The organism is Rhizobium cauense, assembly GCF_019511525.1.
GTDB classification, from domain to species: Bacteria; Pseudomonadota; Alphaproteobacteria; order Rhizobiales; family Rhizobiaceae; genus Rhizobium; species Rhizobium cauense.
Genome location: NZ_JAEUAT010000002.1, coordinates 45,720 through 61,727, shown reverse-complemented (window position 1 = coordinate 61,727; position 16,008 = coordinate 45,720). Strand labels below are relative to the sequence as shown.

22 protein-coding genes and 1 pseudogene are annotated in these 16,008 nt (G+C 63.4%); 4 read left to right on the top strand and 19 right to left on the bottom strand.

Going from position 1 to position 16,008, the window contains the following annotated elements; all coding sequences use genetic code 11:
* Window positions 1–31: 31 nt before the first annotated feature.
* From JNB88_RS03455 to JNB88_RS03420, 8 genes and pseudogenes are all read right to left on the bottom strand, one after another.
* Complete coding sequence (locus JNB88_RS03455; RefSeq protein WP_220354316.1) at window positions 32–481, bottom strand: NlpC/P60 family protein; 450 nt, start codon at window positions 479–481, stop codon at window positions 32–34.
* Window positions 478–1,362, bottom strand: a complete 885-nt coding sequence (locus tag JNB88_RS03450; RefSeq protein ID WP_220354315.1) for a DUF2163 domain-containing protein — start codon at window positions 1,360–1,362, stop codon at window positions 478–480. The genes JNB88_RS03455 and JNB88_RS03450 overlap by 4 nt, the downstream gene beginning before the upstream one ends.
* On the bottom strand, window positions 1,359–2,000 hold the full coding sequence (locus JNB88_RS03445; protein ID WP_220354314.1) for a DUF2460 domain-containing protein: 642 nt from the start codon (window positions 1,998–2,000) through the stop codon (window positions 1,359–1,361). Before JNB88_RS03445 ends, JNB88_RS03450 begins: the two co-directional genes overlap by 4 nt.
* Before the next feature lie 7 nt (window positions 2,001–2,007).
* Window positions 2,008–2,553 carry a phage tail tape measure protein gene (locus JNB88_RS03440; protein WP_220354313.1) on the bottom strand — a complete coding sequence of 182 codons (546 nt, stop codon included), beginning with the start codon at window positions 2,551–2,553 and terminating at the stop codon, window positions 2,008–2,010.
* Window positions 2,543–2,866 carry a rcc01693 family protein gene (locus JNB88_RS03435; RefSeq protein WP_222857918.1) on the bottom strand — a complete coding sequence of 108 codons (324 nt, stop codon included), beginning with the start codon at window positions 2,864–2,866 and terminating at the stop codon, window positions 2,543–2,545. Before JNB88_RS03435 ends, JNB88_RS03440 begins: the two co-directional genes overlap by 11 nt.
* Window positions 2,788–3,144: a gene transfer agent family protein gene (locus JNB88_RS03430; protein ID WP_220354312.1), complete on the bottom strand. Its 357-nt coding sequence runs from the start codon at window positions 3,142–3,144 to the stop codon at window positions 2,788–2,790. The genes JNB88_RS03435 and JNB88_RS03430 overlap by 79 nt, the downstream gene beginning before the upstream one ends.
* A 71-nt stretch (window positions 3,145–3,215) precedes the next feature.
* A pseudogene (locus tag JNB88_RS03425) lies at window positions 3,216–3,550 on the bottom strand (phage major tail protein, TP901-1 family); the annotation flags it as partial.
* 84 nt (window positions 3,551–3,634) lie between these two features.
* Window positions 3,635–4,219 carry an HAD family hydrolase gene (locus JNB88_RS03420; RefSeq protein ID WP_338110960.1) on the bottom strand — a complete coding sequence of 195 codons (585 nt, stop codon included), beginning with the start codon at window positions 4,217–4,219 and terminating at the stop codon, window positions 3,635–3,637.
* Between JNB88_RS03420 and JNB88_RS33385 the strand changes: the two genes are divergently transcribed.
* Window positions 4,154–4,387, top strand: coding sequence for a hypothetical protein (locus tag JNB88_RS33385; RefSeq protein WP_222857953.1), 234 nt, complete (start codon window positions 4,154–4,156; stop codon window positions 4,385–4,387). The genes JNB88_RS03420 and JNB88_RS33385 overlap by 66 nt on opposite strands.
* Window positions 4,388–4,512: 125 nt before the next feature.
* Window positions 4,513–5,733, top strand: coding sequence for an MFS transporter (locus JNB88_RS03415; protein ID WP_220354310.1), 1,221 nt, complete (start codon window positions 4,513–4,515; stop codon window positions 5,731–5,733).
* Here the strand turns inward: JNB88_RS03415 and JNB88_RS03410 are convergent.
* From JNB88_RS03410 to JNB88_RS03375, 8 genes are all read right to left on the bottom strand, one after another.
* Window positions 5,693–6,112: a DUF3168 domain-containing protein gene (locus JNB88_RS03410; protein WP_220354309.1), complete on the bottom strand. Its 420-nt coding sequence runs from the start codon at window positions 6,110–6,112 to the stop codon at window positions 5,693–5,695. The two genes, JNB88_RS03415 and JNB88_RS03410, sit on opposite strands and share 41 nt — an antisense overlap.
* 99 nt (window positions 6,113–6,211) lie before the next feature.
* A complete protein-coding gene (locus JNB88_RS03405) occupies window positions 6,212–6,547 on the bottom strand; it encodes a phage head closure protein (protein WP_220354308.1) in 336 nt (111 codons plus the stop codon).
* Window positions 6,547–7,116 (bottom strand): head-tail connector protein, encoded by a 570-nt coding sequence (locus JNB88_RS03400; RefSeq protein ID WP_220354307.1) that lies wholly within the window; start codon window positions 7,114–7,116, stop codon window positions 6,547–6,549. Before JNB88_RS03400 ends, JNB88_RS03405 begins: the two co-directional genes overlap by 1 nt.
* Window positions 7,117–7,191: 75 nt before the next feature.
* Complete coding sequence (locus JNB88_RS03395; RefSeq protein WP_220354306.1) at window positions 7,192–8,451, bottom strand: phage major capsid protein; 1,260 nt, start codon at window positions 8,449–8,451, stop codon at window positions 7,192–7,194.
* An 11-nt stretch (window positions 8,452–8,462) separates the two neighbouring features.
* Entirely contained in the window at window positions 8,463–9,047 is a 585-nt protein-coding gene (locus tag JNB88_RS03390; RefSeq protein WP_183859592.1) for an HK97 family phage prohead protease, read from the bottom strand.
* Window positions 9,048–9,082: 35 nt separating this feature from the next.
* On the bottom strand, window positions 9,083–9,400 hold the full coding sequence (locus tag JNB88_RS03385; RefSeq protein WP_220354305.1) for a DUF6107 family protein: 318 nt from the start codon (window positions 9,398–9,400) through the stop codon (window positions 9,083–9,085).
* Between the two features lie 173 nt (window positions 9,401–9,573).
* Complete coding sequence (locus tag JNB88_RS03380) at window positions 9,574–10,722, bottom strand: phage portal protein (RefSeq protein WP_220354304.1); 1,149 nt, start codon at window positions 10,720–10,722, stop codon at window positions 9,574–9,576.
* A 72-nt stretch (window positions 10,723–10,794) separates the two neighbouring features.
* Complete coding sequence (locus tag JNB88_RS03375; protein ID WP_220354303.1) at window positions 10,795–12,051, bottom strand: sensor domain-containing diguanylate cyclase; 1,257 nt, start codon at window positions 12,049–12,051, stop codon at window positions 10,795–10,797.
* A 235-nt stretch (window positions 12,052–12,286) separates the two neighbouring features.
* On the opposite strand from JNB88_RS03375, the gene JNB88_RS03370 reads away from it, so the two are divergent.
* On the top strand, window positions 12,287–13,267 hold the full coding sequence (locus JNB88_RS03370; protein ID WP_220354302.1) for an SDR family oxidoreductase: 981 nt from the start codon (window positions 12,287–12,289) through the stop codon (window positions 13,265–13,267).
* A 41-nt stretch (window positions 13,268–13,308) separates the two neighbouring features.
* Here JNB88_RS03370 and JNB88_RS03365 read toward each other — a convergent pair whose 3' ends face one another.
* Window positions 13,309–13,617, bottom strand: coding sequence for a Dabb family protein (locus JNB88_RS03365; protein ID WP_220354301.1), 309 nt, complete (start codon window positions 13,615–13,617; stop codon window positions 13,309–13,311).
* Between the two features lie 19 nt (window positions 13,618–13,636).
* Window positions 13,637–14,323 (bottom strand): glycoside hydrolase family 19 protein, encoded by a 687-nt coding sequence (locus JNB88_RS03360; protein WP_220354300.1) that lies wholly within the window; start codon window positions 14,321–14,323, stop codon window positions 13,637–13,639.
* A 150-nt stretch (window positions 14,324–14,473) separates the two neighbouring features.
* On the opposite strand from JNB88_RS03360, the gene JNB88_RS34100 reads away from it, so the two are divergent.
* A complete protein-coding gene (locus JNB88_RS34100) occupies window positions 14,474–14,605 on the top strand; it encodes a hypothetical protein (protein ID WP_262928060.1) in 132 nt (43 codons plus the stop codon).
* A 4-nt stretch (window positions 14,606–14,609) separates the two neighbouring features.
* Here JNB88_RS34100 and JNB88_RS03355 read toward each other — a convergent pair whose 3' ends face one another.
* On the bottom strand, window positions 14,610–15,869 hold the full coding sequence (locus tag JNB88_RS03355) for a DNA-packaging protein (RefSeq protein ID WP_420832165.1): 1,260 nt from the start codon (window positions 15,867–15,869) through the stop codon (window positions 14,610–14,612).
* Between the last annotated feature and the right edge of the window lie 139 nt (window positions 15,870–16,008).

The following is a 16,008-nucleotide window of genomic DNA, read 5'->3' as shown; positions in this document are numbered from 1 at the left end:
ACCACCGGAGGATCGAGAGGAGTTACAGGCTTCAGCCGGAAACAGAGCCGGATTCGGGAAAGCGAAACACGGCCGCGACCCGCCTGCGCCAACTAGGCACCAGCAGCGAACAGACGACCGAAGCCTGTTCATAGGCGTGGATGAACTGCCGTTCGCCGGCAAGAATGCCGGCATGCTTTGCCGCCACATCCGGCCGCCAGCGGAACAACAGCACATCGCCCGGCTGCGCTTTCATCAGCAGCAGCGGCGTTCCGAAGTGCTTCAGCGCCGCAGCCATCAGGCGGTCCGTGCCGCTTCGCTCGGCCCAGTCGGGCGCATAGGGCGGCGGCGGTTCCGGTTCCTCGCCATAGACCTCCCGCCACACGCCGCGGATCAGACCGAGGCAATCGCACCCGACGCCCTTGGTCGAGGCCTGGTGGCGATACGGCGTTCCGATCCAGCTCGCGGCGGCGTTCAACACCTTCTCTGCAATGGGTCTCATTTGAACAGCGCGCTTCCGTCATGAACGGTCTCGCCATCGGCGTAGGTATAGGCGAAGTCGGCACCCGGTATATGCGGAAACCCTTGGAAATTCAGATGGTTGGAGAATTTTGTTCGGCAGGTGGAAAAAGCCTTGTCACATCCAGCCGTCAGCCGCACCCGATCGCCGACCTCGGGCAGCACGACCAACGGAAGCCACAGCGTCAGCACGCCATCAGCACCAGAGTAGGACTGGATGATCACGCCCTGCCCCTCGGCGGCGCCATCGAGAAACGCCAATTCGCCGAAACGGAAGAAGTCGTCGCCCACGCGGCCGATCCCGGAAACCTGGATCTGGCTTTCATTGCGCACCAGCGCCACGGCACATTCGACGTGAAATTGCGGCTGTGCCAGATCCACACCGCATCTGCTGTCCCCAAGTGCCGCATCACAACGCCTGCCGTAGACGCGCCCCTGCGGCTGGTTGAGGCGGTGGGCAAAGCTGCGAAGCTCGGCACGAAACTGACCGGCATCGCGCACGACCTCGCCGATTTCCTGCACCTTGACCAACAAGTGCTGCTCCGGCGCCGACCAATTGACAAGGAATACCTCCACACGGGCGCCGTCATAGGCGCCGCGTTGAAGATCCTCCTCGGTAATCGCCTCGCTGGAGAAGCCACCCGCAACGTCGCTCGTTGCCGCAGGAAGACCCGCCTCCTCCTCGGTGGCGCTTGCCGAAAAGCCACTCGCGGCCGTGAAGGTGGTATAGGCGAAAGTGAGATCGTGGTCATGCTCGGTAAAACCGAGGACGACGCCGTCCCGCCTCGCCACCCGCCAGGCATGGCAAAGTGTCGTCGCGTCGCAGCCGAGATGCATCGCCAGAGATGGATCGATGGTTCTCACGGTACAATCTCCGTTAGCGGAATTGTTGGGATCCGTCCGGCGTTGAAAGCCGACAGATTGACGTCGATCCGACCCGTCGCGAAGCGAACCGGTACATCGAATTCGAAGCCCGCGGTAATAGCAGCACCCGCAGCAGGAATATGACCGGCAGCAAAGCTGACGAGGCCAGTCGCGGCATCGCACGCAAAGGCGGAAGGACCTTGCTCAACACCATCCACGGCAATTACCACGGAGCCCACCACCGGCTTGCGGATGGTTCGAACGCTGCTCGCGGCCGCATCTCCGTAGGTCTTTGCAAGCTGAAAGCTCGCCGTCGTGCCGTCTCCGGTGCCTATGACCTGATCGAATGCCGTCACCGGCATATCCGGCCGCCCGGACGTCCAATCGACCGGATCGCGAAAGCGAAACCCATAGAGTTCACCGCTGCGCGCCTCGAAAAACTCCAGGACCTCATAGAGATCGGTGACAGAGCGCAGCCCCGAGCCCGCATCGTAGCTGCGCCGCGCATCACGCCATCGGCTGTTGCGGCTCTCGCGTCCATTCGAAAGGTTGACAATGTCGGTGCGCCTGACAGGGCCGCCGCTCGTCGACAGCGACAAGCGGAGCGGAAAGCGGACCTCGTGGAAGCCGTTTGTCATGTCTGCCTCAGAGGTTGCGCTGGCCGCGCATCGCCGTGCGCGCCAGCATGGCGGAAATCTGCGCCTCGCTTTTCTGGAAGCTCTGCGCATCGGTTGCAGTGACATTGAAGACGATCTGCGGGCCGGACGACCCGCCTGACGCGGCCACACCCAACGCCCCGTCGGCACCGCGCTTCAGCGGTAGGATCGCCTCGCTGCCGGCCTCGCCCATCAGCCCCATGTTGCCGCCCATCGGGAAGTAGGTCGGCTGCGAAACCACACCGCCATCGGCGAAAGGCAAGAGTTTGCCGAAGCCGCCAAGAAGGTTCGATGCGGCGCCCGAGATCATCGTCTCCAGCGGCTTCAATCCGGCCGACAGTGCGATATCCGTCAGGCGGCTGCCGAGACTGCGCAGCACCTCGTCGAGACCCTTGCCGCCGTCGACCGCGCTGCGCAGCGCGCTTGATAGGGCCGAGCCGAACGAGCGCGAGCGGCTTTCGAGGCCATCGAGCGTACGCTGCAGTGTCTCGGCCTGCCCCGTTATGGCGGAGAGGTCGACATCCTCATTCTCCATGATCGCTCCTTCGTTTTGAGGGTGTTGCGCCATCCGGAAATTGCGCCATCAGCGCGCCGAGGTCGGCGCGGGCCACGGTGCTGCGCGGCGCCAATCCGCCGGCAACGGCATGAAATTCAACGGGTGTCATCGCCCAGAATATTGCTGGAGGCAGCCGCAGCAGACAGAGACCGACGTGGAGGACGCGCGCCCAGGGGAAAGGCGTCGCGCGACCGGTCTCGATATCTGCTGCGGCTAAAGGGGGCGCGCGGCAATTTCCGCGTTCTCCCCTATGAATGTCGCGGCAAGCAGATTGCCGACGACAACAGCGCAACCGGCGATGCCGCCATCAATGCTGGCCTCCGCCACTTCCTGATCCGAATAGAGATTGCCGCCGCCACGAAGGCCGGCACCGATGATACGGATCATGTCGGCGGCCTTCAGTTGTCCCCGCGAGAAGCGCTCCGCCAGGCCGACGAGGTTGTCCGCGGAAAACGCCGTTTCCAGTTCAGCCAACGCACCGAGCGTCAGGCAGAGGATGCGCTGTTCGCCGTCGATGACGGCCTCGATCTCGCCGCGGCGTCGGTTCGCCCTTGCTCCCGCCGTCCGCATCAGAGCGCCTCGAAGCTGATGGCGCCGGCCGATTCCAGCGCCAGCTCGAACATCACCTCGCCGTTATACTGGCCTGAGTATTCAAGCGCGCTCGCCTGGAACGGCCCGCCACCATGCCGAAACCGGGGACGATGATCTGCCAGCTGAGGATCGACGCATTGAAGAAGGCGTTCCGCACCAGGCCATCGGAGGCGGCATCCTTGAAGATGCCTGCGCCCGAGACCGATGCCCGCTGCACGCCCGCGCCACCCAGCAGCTCCCGCCAGCGCCCGGCGCTCTCGGCGTCGGTGACGTCCACCGTTTCGGCATTGAAGGCCAGCCGTTTCGACCGTAGCCCCGCAACCGTTTCGTAAGCCGTGCCGTTGAATATCTTCAGGAGCAGGTCCTTGCCCTTCTGCGCCACCATCGTCCGATCCTTTCGACATGAAAAAGGCGCCCGAAGGCGCCGTCCTGCAGTTCCAATGGGAGCCTCGCTCCTGTGCGTTGTCACTTACGGCAACCATTCGCGCAGGCGCGGATGGCGGCGGATATCCTGCTCACGGGAATAGGCCGTGCCATCCCATCCCGCCTGCGCCGCCAGCGCCACAATCTCGGGCTGATCGTCGAAGAACAGCGGCCGCTCCTCGCCGGAAATCCCCAGTGCAGCGTTGATAGCCTCGAAGAAGCGGATATCTTTTTTGGGATGCCCGATCTCGGCGCTATAGAAAATACCGTCGAAGAGCCGGGAAAGGCCAAGGTCGTTCCAGAGATATCGTGCCCGGTGATGTTCCTGGCCGGTTGCCAGATACAGCGTCACATCAGCCGCCCGGCGCAGCTCGGACACCAGCTCGATAACAGGTACATTGAGATTTGAATCTTTTTCAAACCAGTACTGCATGAAGGAGCTCACGCTACCGGCATAGCCGACCTGCGGAAGCACTTCGGCGAGCGCCACCGTCAAATCGGTTTGTCCACTCACGCATGTAAACATTCGGCTTTGCGAGCGATCGTCAGGTGTTCCGAAAAAGAGATGTTGGAACGCATTGCGATCCACACCCAGATCGTCTTCGATTGTCACATCCCAAGGCTTGCGCAGTTCCGGATTGGCGTGCCATCCATCGATCAGGACACCGTCGACATCGAAGAAGATTTTCACCGTCCACCTGTTTTGTTAAGTCGCAACCTCGCGCAACTTAAACAAATGGCACCTCCACGCAACCACAATGGCAGATTGCGCTCAACGCTGCGAGCAGCGATTTCCTGAGCGGTAGCTTTACAGAAAACAGGCGCATTCGGCGGCTGTTGGTGTCATCCACTTGTCACTTTCAACCAGTCGGCGAAGCTGCTACGACCTTGCCCGCCCCTACCCCATTCGCGTCAAAGCCCGCCATGTCTCGATCCATCCCCTTGCGCTCGGTGCAGACGATTGCTGTGCTTGCCGTCACGCAGCTGATTGGCTGGGGCACGACCTTCGATATGCTTGGCGTCATGGGGCGCGTCATTGCGCCGGATCTCGGCCTGCCGAATGAGGTGGTCTTCGGCGGGTTGAGTATCATGATGGTCGTCAGCGCCCTGGCCGGCCCGACGACCGGCCGCCTGCTCGCCCGACATGGAGCAGCCCGCGTGCTTGCCGCCTCCTCGATCATCTTCACGATTGGCCTCGTGCTGCTGTCAGCCGCCCAAGGCATCGTCCTCTACGGGCTTGCCTGGATCGCCATCGGCGCCGGCGGCGCCTTCGGTCTTTCCGCCCCGGCCTACACCGCCGTCGTCGAGCGCGCCGGGCCTGACAGCAAACGGGTGATTGCCATCCTGATGCTGTTCACCGGCCTTTCGAGCGCGATCTTCTGGCCGATCCTCAGCCAGCTGAACGCGACCGTCGGCTGGCGCATGACGTTTCTCATCTGCGCGGCGCTACAGTTCTTCGTCTGCCTGCCGCTGCATGTTTTCGCCCTGCCGAAGCCGATCGCCTTCGCAGCCGACGGCAGCGCCGCGCAGGAAACGCCGGTGCCGCTCTCGCCTGCGGGACAGCGCAAGGCTTTCCTGCTGATTGCCGCCGCGACGACGATCTCGACTTTCGTGACTTTCGGCGTATCGCCATCGCTGCTTGAAATACTGCGCCAGTCCGGCGCATCGCCTGCGCTGGCGCTGCAGCTCGGTTCGGCGCGCGGCGTGATCGGCATCTCGGCCCGCTTCCTGGACATGCTCCTCGGCCGCCGCGGCAATCCGATCCTCAGCGCCGCAATGGGCGTGAGCCTGATGGTCTCAAGCTTCCTGATGATGCTGCTGATACCGCCCTCGACACCGTTGCTGGTTGCCTTCATCCTGCTCTACGGCTTCGGCTCCGGCGTCATGAGCGTCGCCCGCGCGTTGCTGCCGCTTGCGCTGTTCTCGCCGCGCGAATTCGGGCTGCAATCGGCCCGCCTGTCGCTGCCGCAGAACCTCGCCAATGCCATCGCACCCGTCGTTTTCACGGCGATCCTCGATCGCGCCGGGGCCGGAACAGCAATCGCGACCTGCGCCGCGCTCGCCGTTGTCTCGCTGGGCTTCGTGCTGATGCTGGCTGCACAGGTCAAGGTGGCCACTCGGGAAGCCCTTCCGTCACCGCCCTGAAGCGCAACTCGGCGACATAGAGCTTCGTCTTCGGTTCCCGCCGGCTCTGTGTCCTGGCGTGCAGCAGGCTGACGAGGCGATACGGTCCAAGATCGAGCGCCGCGTCGTGCAGCAGGGCGTGGAGCCGCGAGGCTACCAGCTGCGCCTGCTTGCGCCCACCAACATCGATCCAGATTTCCAACGAGAACAGATGCTCCTCGCCTCTCTCCGTCGAGGTCGAATAGTCATTGCTGTTGACGTCGCCGATCAGGACAGAAGGCAGCTTTCGTCCCGTCGCAAGGCGGTCGCGGACACCATCCTCGCCGATCAGGCCGAGAAGCACGGCGTCTCCGGTCAGCCGTGCATGGATCGCCGCTAGCAGTTCATTGGTTGCGCTCATTGCCCCCGCCTCCCTTTGCCTGTGACTTACTTGCGGTATCTCGCGACAGGCGCGCCAGGATGTCCGCCAGATCGCCGAGTGTGATCGCCAAGGCGGTGCTCATCGTCCTTCCTCCTCGCAGAGGCAGCAGAGATAGCGGCCGGTTTCGTCTGGGTCGCGCCAGGTGCCGATGGCAAACAGCCGGTCGCCCTTGCGCAGCCGCATCCCGGCCCTGATGTCGCTGCGGAACCGCAACCAGATACGATGCGTCAGCGTGAAGACATCTGCACCGGCCCGCTCTTCCCGTACTTCGGCCAGCGGTTCGATCCGCGCCCACACCGAGGCAACAGCGGTGAAGGTGACAGTGGCACCGCCCTGTCCGTCCAGCGCTTCTTCCGGCGCCTCCAGTTCAAGCCGCGCCGTCATCTGCCCGGGATCGAAGAAGACGGAGCGCATCAGAGCCTCCGCATCAGGAACGGTGCGACCAGCCTGTCGTAGCCGACAGGGATATCGGCTGGCTGGTCCTCGACGGCCACGGCGCCCCGGAAAGCGAACATCTGGGCGACATGCATCAGCATCGCCCGCTTCAGCGTATCCGGCACCTCTGCGCCGCTCTCGCCGAAACCGGCGGAAAACTCGATCTCGATGCCGTTCACGGCGATATCAGGGTTCAGACTTCGATCAAGCAGCAGACGCGCCGGCCGGGCATTGCCGTCAAGCACATGGCCGGTCGCAGGCAAGACCACTTCCTCGCCCGCCTCATCGTAAATGCTCAGGCTTTCAACGGCTTGCACCGGACCCTTGGCAATCTGAATCACACGATCTTCAGGTATCGATTCACGATGGAGCCGCCAGACCTGTGTGATCAGGCAGAGGCCCGTCGTGCGCTCCAGATGCTCGCGGGCAACGCGGATCAGTGAGGCCAGCAGCGTGTCTTCGCTGCCGTCGTCGAGCCGCAGATGGGCCTTCACCTCGGCAAGCGTCAGCGCTTCCGCGACGGGCGGGGTAATCAGTGCATAGGTCATGGATGATCCTGGATTGGTGTGGTGCAGGCATGTTCGGCAGGCGGATGCGGGCAGCCGCACCCGCCTTGCTTAGGATCAGCTCACGGCGAACTTGATGAGCTTGATCGCCTCGAAGTTCTGCACGCCGCCGCCGACGCGCTTGGTCGTGTAGAAGAGCACGTAGGGCTTGGCGGAATAGGGATCGCGCAGCACGCGCACGCCGGTGCGGTCGACAACGAGATAGCCGGCGCGGAAGTCGCCGAAAGCGATCGACAGCGCATTGGCCGCGATATCGGGCATGTCCTCGGCCTCGACAACCGGGAAGCCAACCAGCGAGGCCGCCTCGCCAGCCGTTGCCGGCGGCTGCCAGAGATAGCGGCCGTCGCCATCCTTGAGCTTGCGCACTTCGGCCTGCGTCTTGCGGTTCATGACGAAGTTGGCGTTCTGACGGTGACCTGCCTTCAGCGAATAGATCGTATCGATCAGAGTATCGGAGGCACCCGTGGTCTTGAAGGCGCCGGCCGCACCCGTCGCAATATAGCCGAGATTGCCCCAGCTCCAGGCGCTGTCGGCGACTGCGGTATAGGCGAGGAAGCCCTTCGGCTTGTTGGTGCCGTCGCCGTTGACGAAGGCAGTGCCCTCCTGCTCGGCAAAGACGGTATCGACCTCGCTCGAGATCCAGGCCTCGATATCGACAGCAGCATCATCAAGCAGCGCCTGCGTTGCTGCCGGCATGGCGTAGAGCTCCATGGTCGGGAAGGAGAGTTCGGCCAATTGGGCGCTTGACGTCTGCGGGCGGGCCGCCACCTCGGCCACCCAGCCGGCCGCCATGCCCGAGGTCGCAAACGGCTTCTTCAGCACCGAGCCTGAGACCTGGCGCACGGTCGCAAGCGAGCGGATCGGCGAAACCACGGAGAGGCGACGGCCGATCTCGGTATCCGTTTCGGGCGGTACTAGATAGCCGCCATCGCTCCCTGAGCCCGCCGACATCGCCTTCGCCTCAAGCTCGCGCAAGCCTGCCTCGTCGCCACGGCGGATATAGTGCTCGAACGCCGCCTTGTGTTCGTTCGCCTCGACGCCGCTTCCGCCGCCACGGCCGAGCGGCGGGCGCGCCTTCTTCAGCGCCAGCTGGTCGAGCACCTTCTTCTGCTCGTCCATCGCCCTCGTGATGCGGTCCATCTTGTCGCGGGTCACGACATCGGCCGTCAGCTTTTCCTCGATCTCGCCTAAGCGGCGGTCGTTGGTGTCCTTGAAGGCTTCGAACGCCTCCATGAACTCGTCGAAGGCAGCCGTCATCTCAGGCGCCGCCTTGATCTCCGGCGCGATCCTCGAACCTGTCTCATGCATGTCGGTCATGTCCCGTTTTCCTATCTGAAGGTTTCTGTCAGCATCATCCGGGCGGCCCGGCGCATGGCGCGGACCAGCTCGGTCTCCTTGTCGCGGAACCACCGCGCATTCTTGATGTTCTGAACGCGAGCCGAGGGCAGCATCGGGAAAGTCACAACAGAGATCTCCCAGAGGTCGGCTTCGAGGATGCGGCGCACGCCCGACTTCGCATCGGTCTTTGCCCGCACGGTGCGGAAGCCGATCGAAAGCCCGTCGAGCGCGCCGTTCTTCAGAAGCTGGTGGACCTCGCGCGCCCGGGAGACACCCTCGGCAAGCATGCCCTCGACATAGAGGCCACGGCTGTCCTCGCGGATCGTCTTCCAGGCGCCGATCGGTTCGGCCGGATCATGCTGGAAGAGCATGCGCACTCCGCCCGCACCGCGCTCGGCCAAGGACTTGCGGAAGGCGCCGCGCTCGATCGCATCCTTGCCGAGATCGACTTCGCCGAAGACGCTGGCATAGCCGGAAAAGCTGCCGTCGCGCTTCAGCCCCCTGAGCTCCAGATTGGCGAACTTGCGCGTATCCGCGCCCATGGGTGATCGCGCCAGCGCGCGGCTTGCGGTCATGATGCTCTCCTCGTTTTTTGGAATGGCCTTGCGGGCTAGCGCCCGCGCGCGCCGTATCGTCCGGCGATGCGCGAAAGGATGCCGAGAGCCCACCAGGCACAGAGGCTTGCCGCTGCCGATCCCGACAGCACGACCTCGGAGGCCGATAGGCGATCCGCCAGCGCCAGCCTCTCGGCAATCCACATACCGGTCGGGCCGCCGAAGATCGTGCCGCAGGCAAGGCCGGTGAAGAAGCGGCTTGCGGCCTCCCGCCGGCTTTTCGGCAGGAGATAGACGAGCGACACCGCCGCCCCCGCCGACGCACCGAGCGCCCTGGTCGCCCAGAGCCCGGCATCGTTGGAAAGGTCTGTCATCGCAGGGATCCTTGGTTGAAGACGGGCAAAACCCAGCCGCAATCGCGACTTGACGCTGTCGATTTCAGAGTGACGTCCCGGCACTTCAGCGAATCTTTTGAATCGCTTGGGAGCATTTGCTCGAACATCGAGTCCGGGCGTTCAGAGTTTGATTCACGCGTCGGCGCGGGCGTTCAATAGCCAACCGCCTGCCGCTTCTCCTCGTCTGTAAGGAAGGCCGCACTGCCCACCCGCGTCCACAGCTGATCGCGCTCCGCCGCAAGTCCGGCGACCTTGTCCAGATCGGGCTCCAGCCGCAGGCGGTCCTCGTAGTGTCCGGAGAGCCAAGCCGAGAGCGAGGCGGCGGTGCGCGTCAGCATCGGCAACACGGTCAGCCGGTAGAAGGCGCGGTTCGCTTCCTGATAGTTGGCATAGGTGTTGTCGCCGGGAATGCCGAGCAGCATCGGCGGCACGCCGAAGGCGAGCGCGATGTCGCGGGCAGCACCGTTGCGCGCCTCGACGAAATCCATGTCCTTCGGCGACAGCCCCATCGACTTCCAGTCGAGCCCGCCTTCGAGAAGCAGCGGACGACCGGCGCGCATCGGGCCGGAATAGCCCTCGTCGAGTTCCTGCTTCAGCCGCTCGTACTGGTCGGGCGAGAGGTTGCCGCCCTCCTTCGGCTGGTAGACCAGCGCGCCCGAAGGCCGTGCGGAATTGTCGAGGAGCGCCTTGTTCCAGGTCGCCGCCGCGTTGGAGAGATCGAGCGCCACCTGGGCTGCTGCCAGCGGCGGGAAGCCGAGATGATCGTCGAGCGGATGGAAGAGCTTCAGGTGCAGCAGACCCAGCCCTTCCGTCTCGGCCGGAAAGCGGCGCACGGAACCGCCGGCACGATAATCATAGGCCTCGGGCCACCCGTCCTTGCCCTCGACGATACCGATGCGATCAGGCCGCAGCAGATGCAGTTCGCGCAGGTTTCCACCGACCAGCAGCGGCTCGACATAGGCGTTGCCTGACAGGAGCAGATGTCCGTAAAGCGCCTCGAAGAAATCAGGCCCACCCATGCGCCCGTTCGGCTGCCCAAGCAGTGACAGCACCGCATGATCCGGCCGCTCGCGATCGCCCTCGTAGAGCAGCCACGGCACCGAGGCCGCCGTTTCGGCGACCAGCCGGACGCTGCGGTGCGCGACTGGGTTCTTCATGAAGCCCTCGCGTGCGTATGAGCGGCCAGTCCAACTCGCCCGCCCTTCTGCGGCGAGCGACATGAAGCCGCCGGCGGCCTTTTTCTCGGGCACGGCTTTGCGACCCGCCGCGGAGCCCCACGGCAGCAATGATCTCAATCTCATGGTTGGTATCCTGGAGTTAGGCGGACTCTCAAGCCTGCGGCGTGATGACAGCCAATCGCAGGTGGAGCCCGATCAGGGCTTGAAGGCGACTTCTATGGTTTGCCGGTCCTGCGCCACGATCCGGCATTTGGTCTCGAAACCCTCGCCCTTGATCATCAAGACGAATTCCGGAGGTATGCCAGCGGAACTGGAGACGGAGAGCCCCGCGCTGTCGGTACCGAGCGACCTTATGGTGCAATCGATCGTCGAGCGGCGGTCGTTGAACATGATGGATCCGGCTTTCAGGACGCGACGGCGAGAGCCGGTCGGACCATCAGCACCGATGGAGTTCCATGACACGCATCGGTTTCGACCGTTGTGCTTGGCGTGGTACATCGCGGCATCGGCCTGAACCAACAGCGTCTCAATATCCCTGGTGATGATGGAAAGCGCCGAAATGCCGAAACTTGCTGTCACGTTCAATTCGCCGAAGGTTCCCCGGATCGGCCGGGACGCGATCGCAAGCCTTACCTTTTCGGCGACGGCGGCTGCCGCTTCGCGATTGATGTGCGGAAGGAGGATGGCAAATTCCTCTCCCCCGAGGCGGCCGAACAGGTCTCCCACACGCAGGTTCGCCTTGCAGGTTTCTGTGACCGCATGGAGCACCTCATCGCCCACCGCGTGGCCATGGGTGTCGTTGACGCTCTTGAAATGGTCGATGTCCAGAACGATGCAGGACAGGTCATGCTGATGCCTCAGGGCAAGCGACAGAAGTTGATCGGCCTCTTGCCGGAAGGCGCGCCGGGTGAGCGTGCCTGTCAAGCTATCGGTTGCTGCCGACTGCAGCAGCTCGATCCGGTCCATCGCCACGCCCGCCAATTCCTGGAGAACAGAAAGATCCTTGGACCCGAACGATCTGGGGCGTCGATCGATCGCACATACCGTTCCGATAACGTGGCCACCCTTGGTTTTCAGAGGCACGCCGGCGTAAAACCGCACGTGACTTTCTCCCGTCACGGCCGGATTGTGCGCGAACCGCGGATCGCGCGTTGCATCCTGCACGACAATCGGCTCCTCGCGGTCGACCACGTAGCGGCAGAAGGTATCTTCAAGCGGAACCTCGTCCGCCGCCAGCCCGGAACACGCCTTGTACCATTGCCGATGCGCGTCGATGAGAGACACCAGGCCGATGTCGACCGCGTAGATCTCCTTTATCAGGCGCACGATGCGCTCGAAGCCTTCGTCCTTCGGGGTATCGAGGAGGTCAAGCTGCTCAAGCGCCGCAAGACGCTCGATTTCCCGCTTTTTCGCGTCCAAAGACGATGTCCCGAAAGCCCTCACAACCACCATGCAGCATCGCTCCTAGCCCAGCTGAGATAGCATGCGTCTCATACATTCGTGAAGAAATTCAATACCGCTTTCCCCATCAGATTATCGATGGCTTGTCAGAGTGGGACGAGAGAGACAGGCCTCCCTGCTTGTCGTCCGGGCGCCATAGCCTAGCCAGATTTACGCGAGACGCCCGAGTCCTTTCACGCTATGAAGGTGACCCTAGATCCCGCCTGTCAGATACCGAGGTTTCCAGATGGCTTTGAAAGTCCTTTTCATTGGCGGCACCGGCCAAATCTCTTACCCGTGCGTCGAGCGCGCCGTTGCCGAAGGTCATGATGTCAGCGTTTTCAACCGCGGCCTGAGACAAGACCCCTTGCCTGCAGGGGTGACCTCGATCGTCGGTGAACTCGGATCGCCTGATTACGCGGATCTCGCCAAGGCCAACTTTGATGTCGTGTGCCAGTTCATCGCCTTCACGCCCGACCAGATTGCGCGCGACATCGAGGTGTTCGCGGGTCATTGCGGCCAGTACATTTTCATCTCCTCGGCCTCTGTCTATGAGAAGCCGCCGCGTCACTATGTGATTACCGAGGAGACACCAGCAATCAATCCATACTGGCCCTACAGCCAGGCCAAGATTGCCTGCGAGGACCTGCTCAGGAAGTCCCAGAACCTGGCCTGGACGATCGTCCGCCCCAGCCACACGGTACGCACCGGTCTGCCGATGATGTTGGGCGACAGCGACATCATGGCAAGGCGCATGCTGGACGGCGAGCCCACCATCGTGGCGGGCGACGGCCACACGCCCTGGACACTGACCCGCTCGGTCGATTTCGCGGTGCCTTTCGTCGGGCTTTTCGGCAAGCAGGCGGCGCTTCGCGATGTTTTCCACATTACATCCGACCGCGCTCATATCTGGAACGATATCCAAAGGGCGATCGGCAGATTGCTTGGCGTGGAAGCCAAGATCGTTCACGTACCGACCGACACCCTGATCAAGTATAATCCGGCCTGGGAAGGTCCCCTGATCGGCGACAAGGCCTGGACTGCGATCTTCGATAACTCGAAGGTCAAGAAAGTGGCGGGTGACTTCACCTGTGCCGAAAGCCTCGATGAGATCCTCGCGGAGCCCATCATGCACCTGAAGCAGCGCCTCGCCAAAAATCGCCCGCCGAAGGGTGAACTCGATGCCCTGGTCGACAGGATCTGCACCGCGCAGAGCGCTCTCGGCTAGGCCTGCTCTTTAAGCTGCGTCCCGAGGGGCAGGCTACAGCATCAACCCCGTGGCTGCTTCACCGCCGCGTCGCTCTCGTAATCCGCCGCCATCCGCATTTCGCGGATCGGGCGCACGAGGTCGATGGAGCGCTGGTAGTCTGGATGCGCCTTGTAGGCGGCAAGTGCTGCCTCATCGTCGAATTCGCCGTAGACCACGAGGTCGACGTCAGTGCCGAGCTGGTCGGTCTTGATGTTCGTTCCGATCTCCAGCAGCCGCGCATGCGGGATCGCCGTCAGGATCGACAGGCCGGCGCGCACCTTTTCCAGTTGCTCCGCGGGCGCTGTGAAGAAGACGATGTGGCGGATCACGCGCAACTCCTGTCAAGGTCTAGCCGAAGACCCGCGCGATAGCACGCGGGAGCCAGCCCTTCAACCGCGCAAGCCATCCCGCCGGCTGTTCGTGGCGGATGGCCGCAAGGAAGGTCTTGCCGTAGCCGGCGAGCTTCTCCGCCCGGTCGGTGCCATTGACGATGCGGCGGGCATTGACCCAATCATCCGTCGTCTCGTTCAGGTGGTCGGCAAGCTTGTGATTGGCAAAGGAGCCCCGCACCATGCCTTCGATCAGGATCGAAACGGCGGCATCCATCTCCATCGCCCGATCCGGCTCAGCGACCAGGTCGATGCCTGTCAGTTTGCTCATCGCTTCGTAATTCCGCTTGTGAGTGAGCTGCACCAGGCCGCGGCCGAGCCAGCTCTTGCCGTCCTCGTCAGGGCGCCAGTAGGGCGTCTTCACCCAGGAGAGCTTGCCTGATGCATAGGCGTTCTCCAGGATCTCGATCGCCCGAGCGTCGGTGGCCGCCAGCGTCTCGCGCACCGGCTGCATCGTAAAGGCCGTCTCGTGGTAGGCCGTCGCCAGGATGTAGGCGAGCCAACGCGGATCGGCATCCGGCATCCGCGATTCCCAGTAATCGAGAATCGCCGTCATCCCCTCCACCTGAGGCTGATTAAGCGTTCCCTTGAACAGCGCGTCGCGCACCGTGTCGAAGAAGAAGGGCCTATCGATGTGGATAACCATGGTAACCGCCTCAAAAAGTGGTACGGCGTTGTACGCCTCAATCGATTAAAATTAATTCAATCGTTTAAAGTGTTTAAGCGCCTGATTTACACGCAGTTTAAGCCGTGCCAGTGATTAACTCAGCGTTAAATCAAGCCCTTGGAGGAGAGCATGCAGCAGCCGGCCAACAGCAATCAGCCGACCATTCCCCAGCATGTCGTCGACCAGCTCGAAAACGAATGGCGTCAGGTTCGCCCGGAGCACCAAGCGCCGCGCCCGGCACAACAGCAACCGCAACGCTAGTCCTTCAGACGCCCCGCACCCGGGGCTCCCCATGTCCTTCCAGCATCAGCGCCGTCAACGCCCAGACCAGCGCGTCCAGCCGGTCTGGCGAACGGCCTGACGAAAGCCCGTCCGGGCCGAAGTCGCACATCTGGTCCTCCAGCGCGACAAACCTCCCTGCATGGGCAACCCGCCCCTGCTCGTAGAGCGCCGCGACCGGTTCAGCCCTCAAGTATTTACCGCGCGTCGCGCGCACGGTCGAGACCGGCAGGCTTTCGTCGATGCTCTTAAGCATCGATGCCACCATGTCACCGCCCTGGTTGATTTCGGCCACGACCCGGTCCGCCGAAAAGCGCCTGTAGGCGCGGACCACCGCGCTCGCCCAGCCAGCAGGGCTTGCACCTTGGACCGAACAATCGGCAAGCACCACCGCACGCCCCGACGCCTCCAGCCCCGCCACGACGATGCCGCAGCAGGACTGCGCACCGGCCGCCGCCGGCGGATCGACCGCGACGACGACACGCCTCAACTCGCCAGTGAAGCGGATCGTGGCAGCCTCGATCATCTCGCGCCGCCAGAGCGCGTCTTCGCGATCCTCGATCAGTTCCCCATCGAGCTCCTGACGCCCGAGCCGCGTGCTGCCGTAGCGATGCGCCAGCGCATCGATAAAACCCGGCGCTAGATTGGCCGCATTCGCAAGCGTGCTGATCCGTGTCAGGCGCGTGCCCGTGTCAGCGATCAATTCCTTCAGCAGCGGCACAGGCCGCGGCGTCGTCGTCACGAGCAGGCGCGGATGACTGCCGAGGCGCAGGCCGAACTGCAGCATGTCCCATGTCTCCTGCCCGTGCTTCCATTTCGCCAGCTCGTCGCACCAGGCAAAATGAAACTGCGGGCCGCGCAGACTTTCCGGATCCTCGGACGAGAAGATCTGTGCCACCGCACCGTTCGGCCAGACGAGCCTGCGCCGCGAAATCTCGAACTCCGGACATCCACGACGGGCGATGCGGCAGATGCCGGAGACACCGTCGATCATCACCTCGCGCGCGTCGCCGAGCGTTTCGGCAATCAAGGCGATGCGCAGATCGGAACGCCGTTCCGCGCTCGCCAGCGCATGAATCCATTCGGCCCCCGCCCGCGTCTTGCCGGAGCCGCGCCCGCCGAGGATCAGCCAGGTGCGCCAGTCGCCCGCCGGCGGCTGCTGTTCGAGACGGCCGGAAAACGTCCAGAGACCGCCAAGCGGGTTCCACAGCCCGCGTTGGTCGGCAAAGCGCACCAGCGCATCCATGGGCATCCGCTCCGCCGGTTCCTCGGCATCGTCAGGCCAGTCAACCTCGGCCCGACACGACGGCCCGGAGGTTGCGAGCGGCACGGCCGCTGGGTTCATCTCCGTCATCAGGGCCACGCCCTGCTGCAGACAAGCCGCC

Excerpts from the sequence above, each read along its gene's own strand:
- JNB88_RS03380 (WP_220354304.1), bottom strand. The coding sequence starts at position 10,722 with ATGAGATTGAGATCATTGCTGCCGTGGGGCTCCGCGGCGGGTCGCAAA.
- JNB88_RS03445 (WP_220354314.1), bottom strand. The coding sequence starts at position 2,000 with ATGACAAACGGCTTCCACGAGGTCCGCTTTCCGCTCCGCTTGTCGCTG.
- JNB88_RS03410 (WP_220354309.1), bottom strand. The coding sequence starts at position 6,112 with ATGAGCGCAACCAATGAACTGCTAGCGGCGATCCATGCACGGCTGACC.
- JNB88_RS03370 (WP_220354302.1), top strand. The coding sequence starts at position 12,287 with ATGGCTTTGAAAGTCCTTTTCATTGGCGGCACCGGCCAAATCTCTTAC.
- JNB88_RS34100 (WP_262928060.1), top strand. The coding sequence starts at position 14,474 with ATGCAGCAGCCGGCCAACAGCAATCAGCCGACCATTCCCCAGCATGTC.
- JNB88_RS03440 (WP_220354313.1), bottom strand. The coding sequence starts at position 2,553 with ATGGAGAATGAGGATGTCGACCTCTCCGCCATAACGGGGCAGGCCGAG.
- JNB88_RS03430 (WP_220354312.1), bottom strand. The coding sequence starts at position 3,144 with ATGCGGACGGCGGGAGCAAGGGCGAACCGACGCCGCGGCGAGATCGAG.
- JNB88_RS03455 (WP_220354316.1), bottom strand. The coding sequence starts at position 481 with ATGAGACCCATTGCAGAGAAGGTGTTGAACGCCGCCGCGAGCTGGATC.
- JNB88_RS03390 (WP_183859592.1), bottom strand. The coding sequence starts at position 9,047 with ATGACCGCAAGCCGCGCGCTGGCGCGATCACCCATGGGCGCGGATACG.
- JNB88_RS33385 (WP_222857953.1), top strand. The coding sequence starts at position 4,154 with ATGTTGGAACGCATTGCGATCCACACCCAGATCGTCTTCGATTGTCAC.
- JNB88_RS03405 (WP_220354308.1), bottom strand. The coding sequence starts at position 6,547 with ATGCGCTCCGTCTTCTTCGATCCCGGGCAGATGACGGCGCGGCTTGAA.
- JNB88_RS03360 (WP_220354300.1), bottom strand. The coding sequence starts at position 14,323 with ATGGTTATCCACATCGATAGGCCCTTCTTCTTCGACACGGTGCGCGAC.
- JNB88_RS03400 (WP_220354307.1), bottom strand. The coding sequence starts at position 7,116 with ATGACCTATGCACTGATTACCCCGCCCGTCGCGGAAGCGCTGACGCTT.
- JNB88_RS03415 (WP_220354310.1), top strand. The coding sequence starts at position 4,513 with ATGTCTCGATCCATCCCCTTGCGCTCGGTGCAGACGATTGCTGTGCTT.
- JNB88_RS03385 (WP_220354305.1), bottom strand. The coding sequence starts at position 9,400 with ATGACAGACCTTTCCAACGATGCCGGGCTCTGGGCGACCAGGGCGCTC.
- JNB88_RS03395 (WP_220354306.1), bottom strand. The coding sequence starts at position 8,451 with ATGACCGACATGCATGAGACAGGTTCGAGGATCGCGCCGGAGATCAAG.
- JNB88_RS03355 (WP_420832165.1), bottom strand. The coding sequence starts at position 15,869 with ATGGATGCGCTGGTGCGCTTTGCCGACCAACGCGGGCTGTGGAACCCG.
- JNB88_RS03375 (WP_220354303.1), bottom strand. The coding sequence starts at position 12,051 with ATGGTGGTTGTGAGGGCTTTCGGGACATCGTCTTTGGACGCGAAAAAG.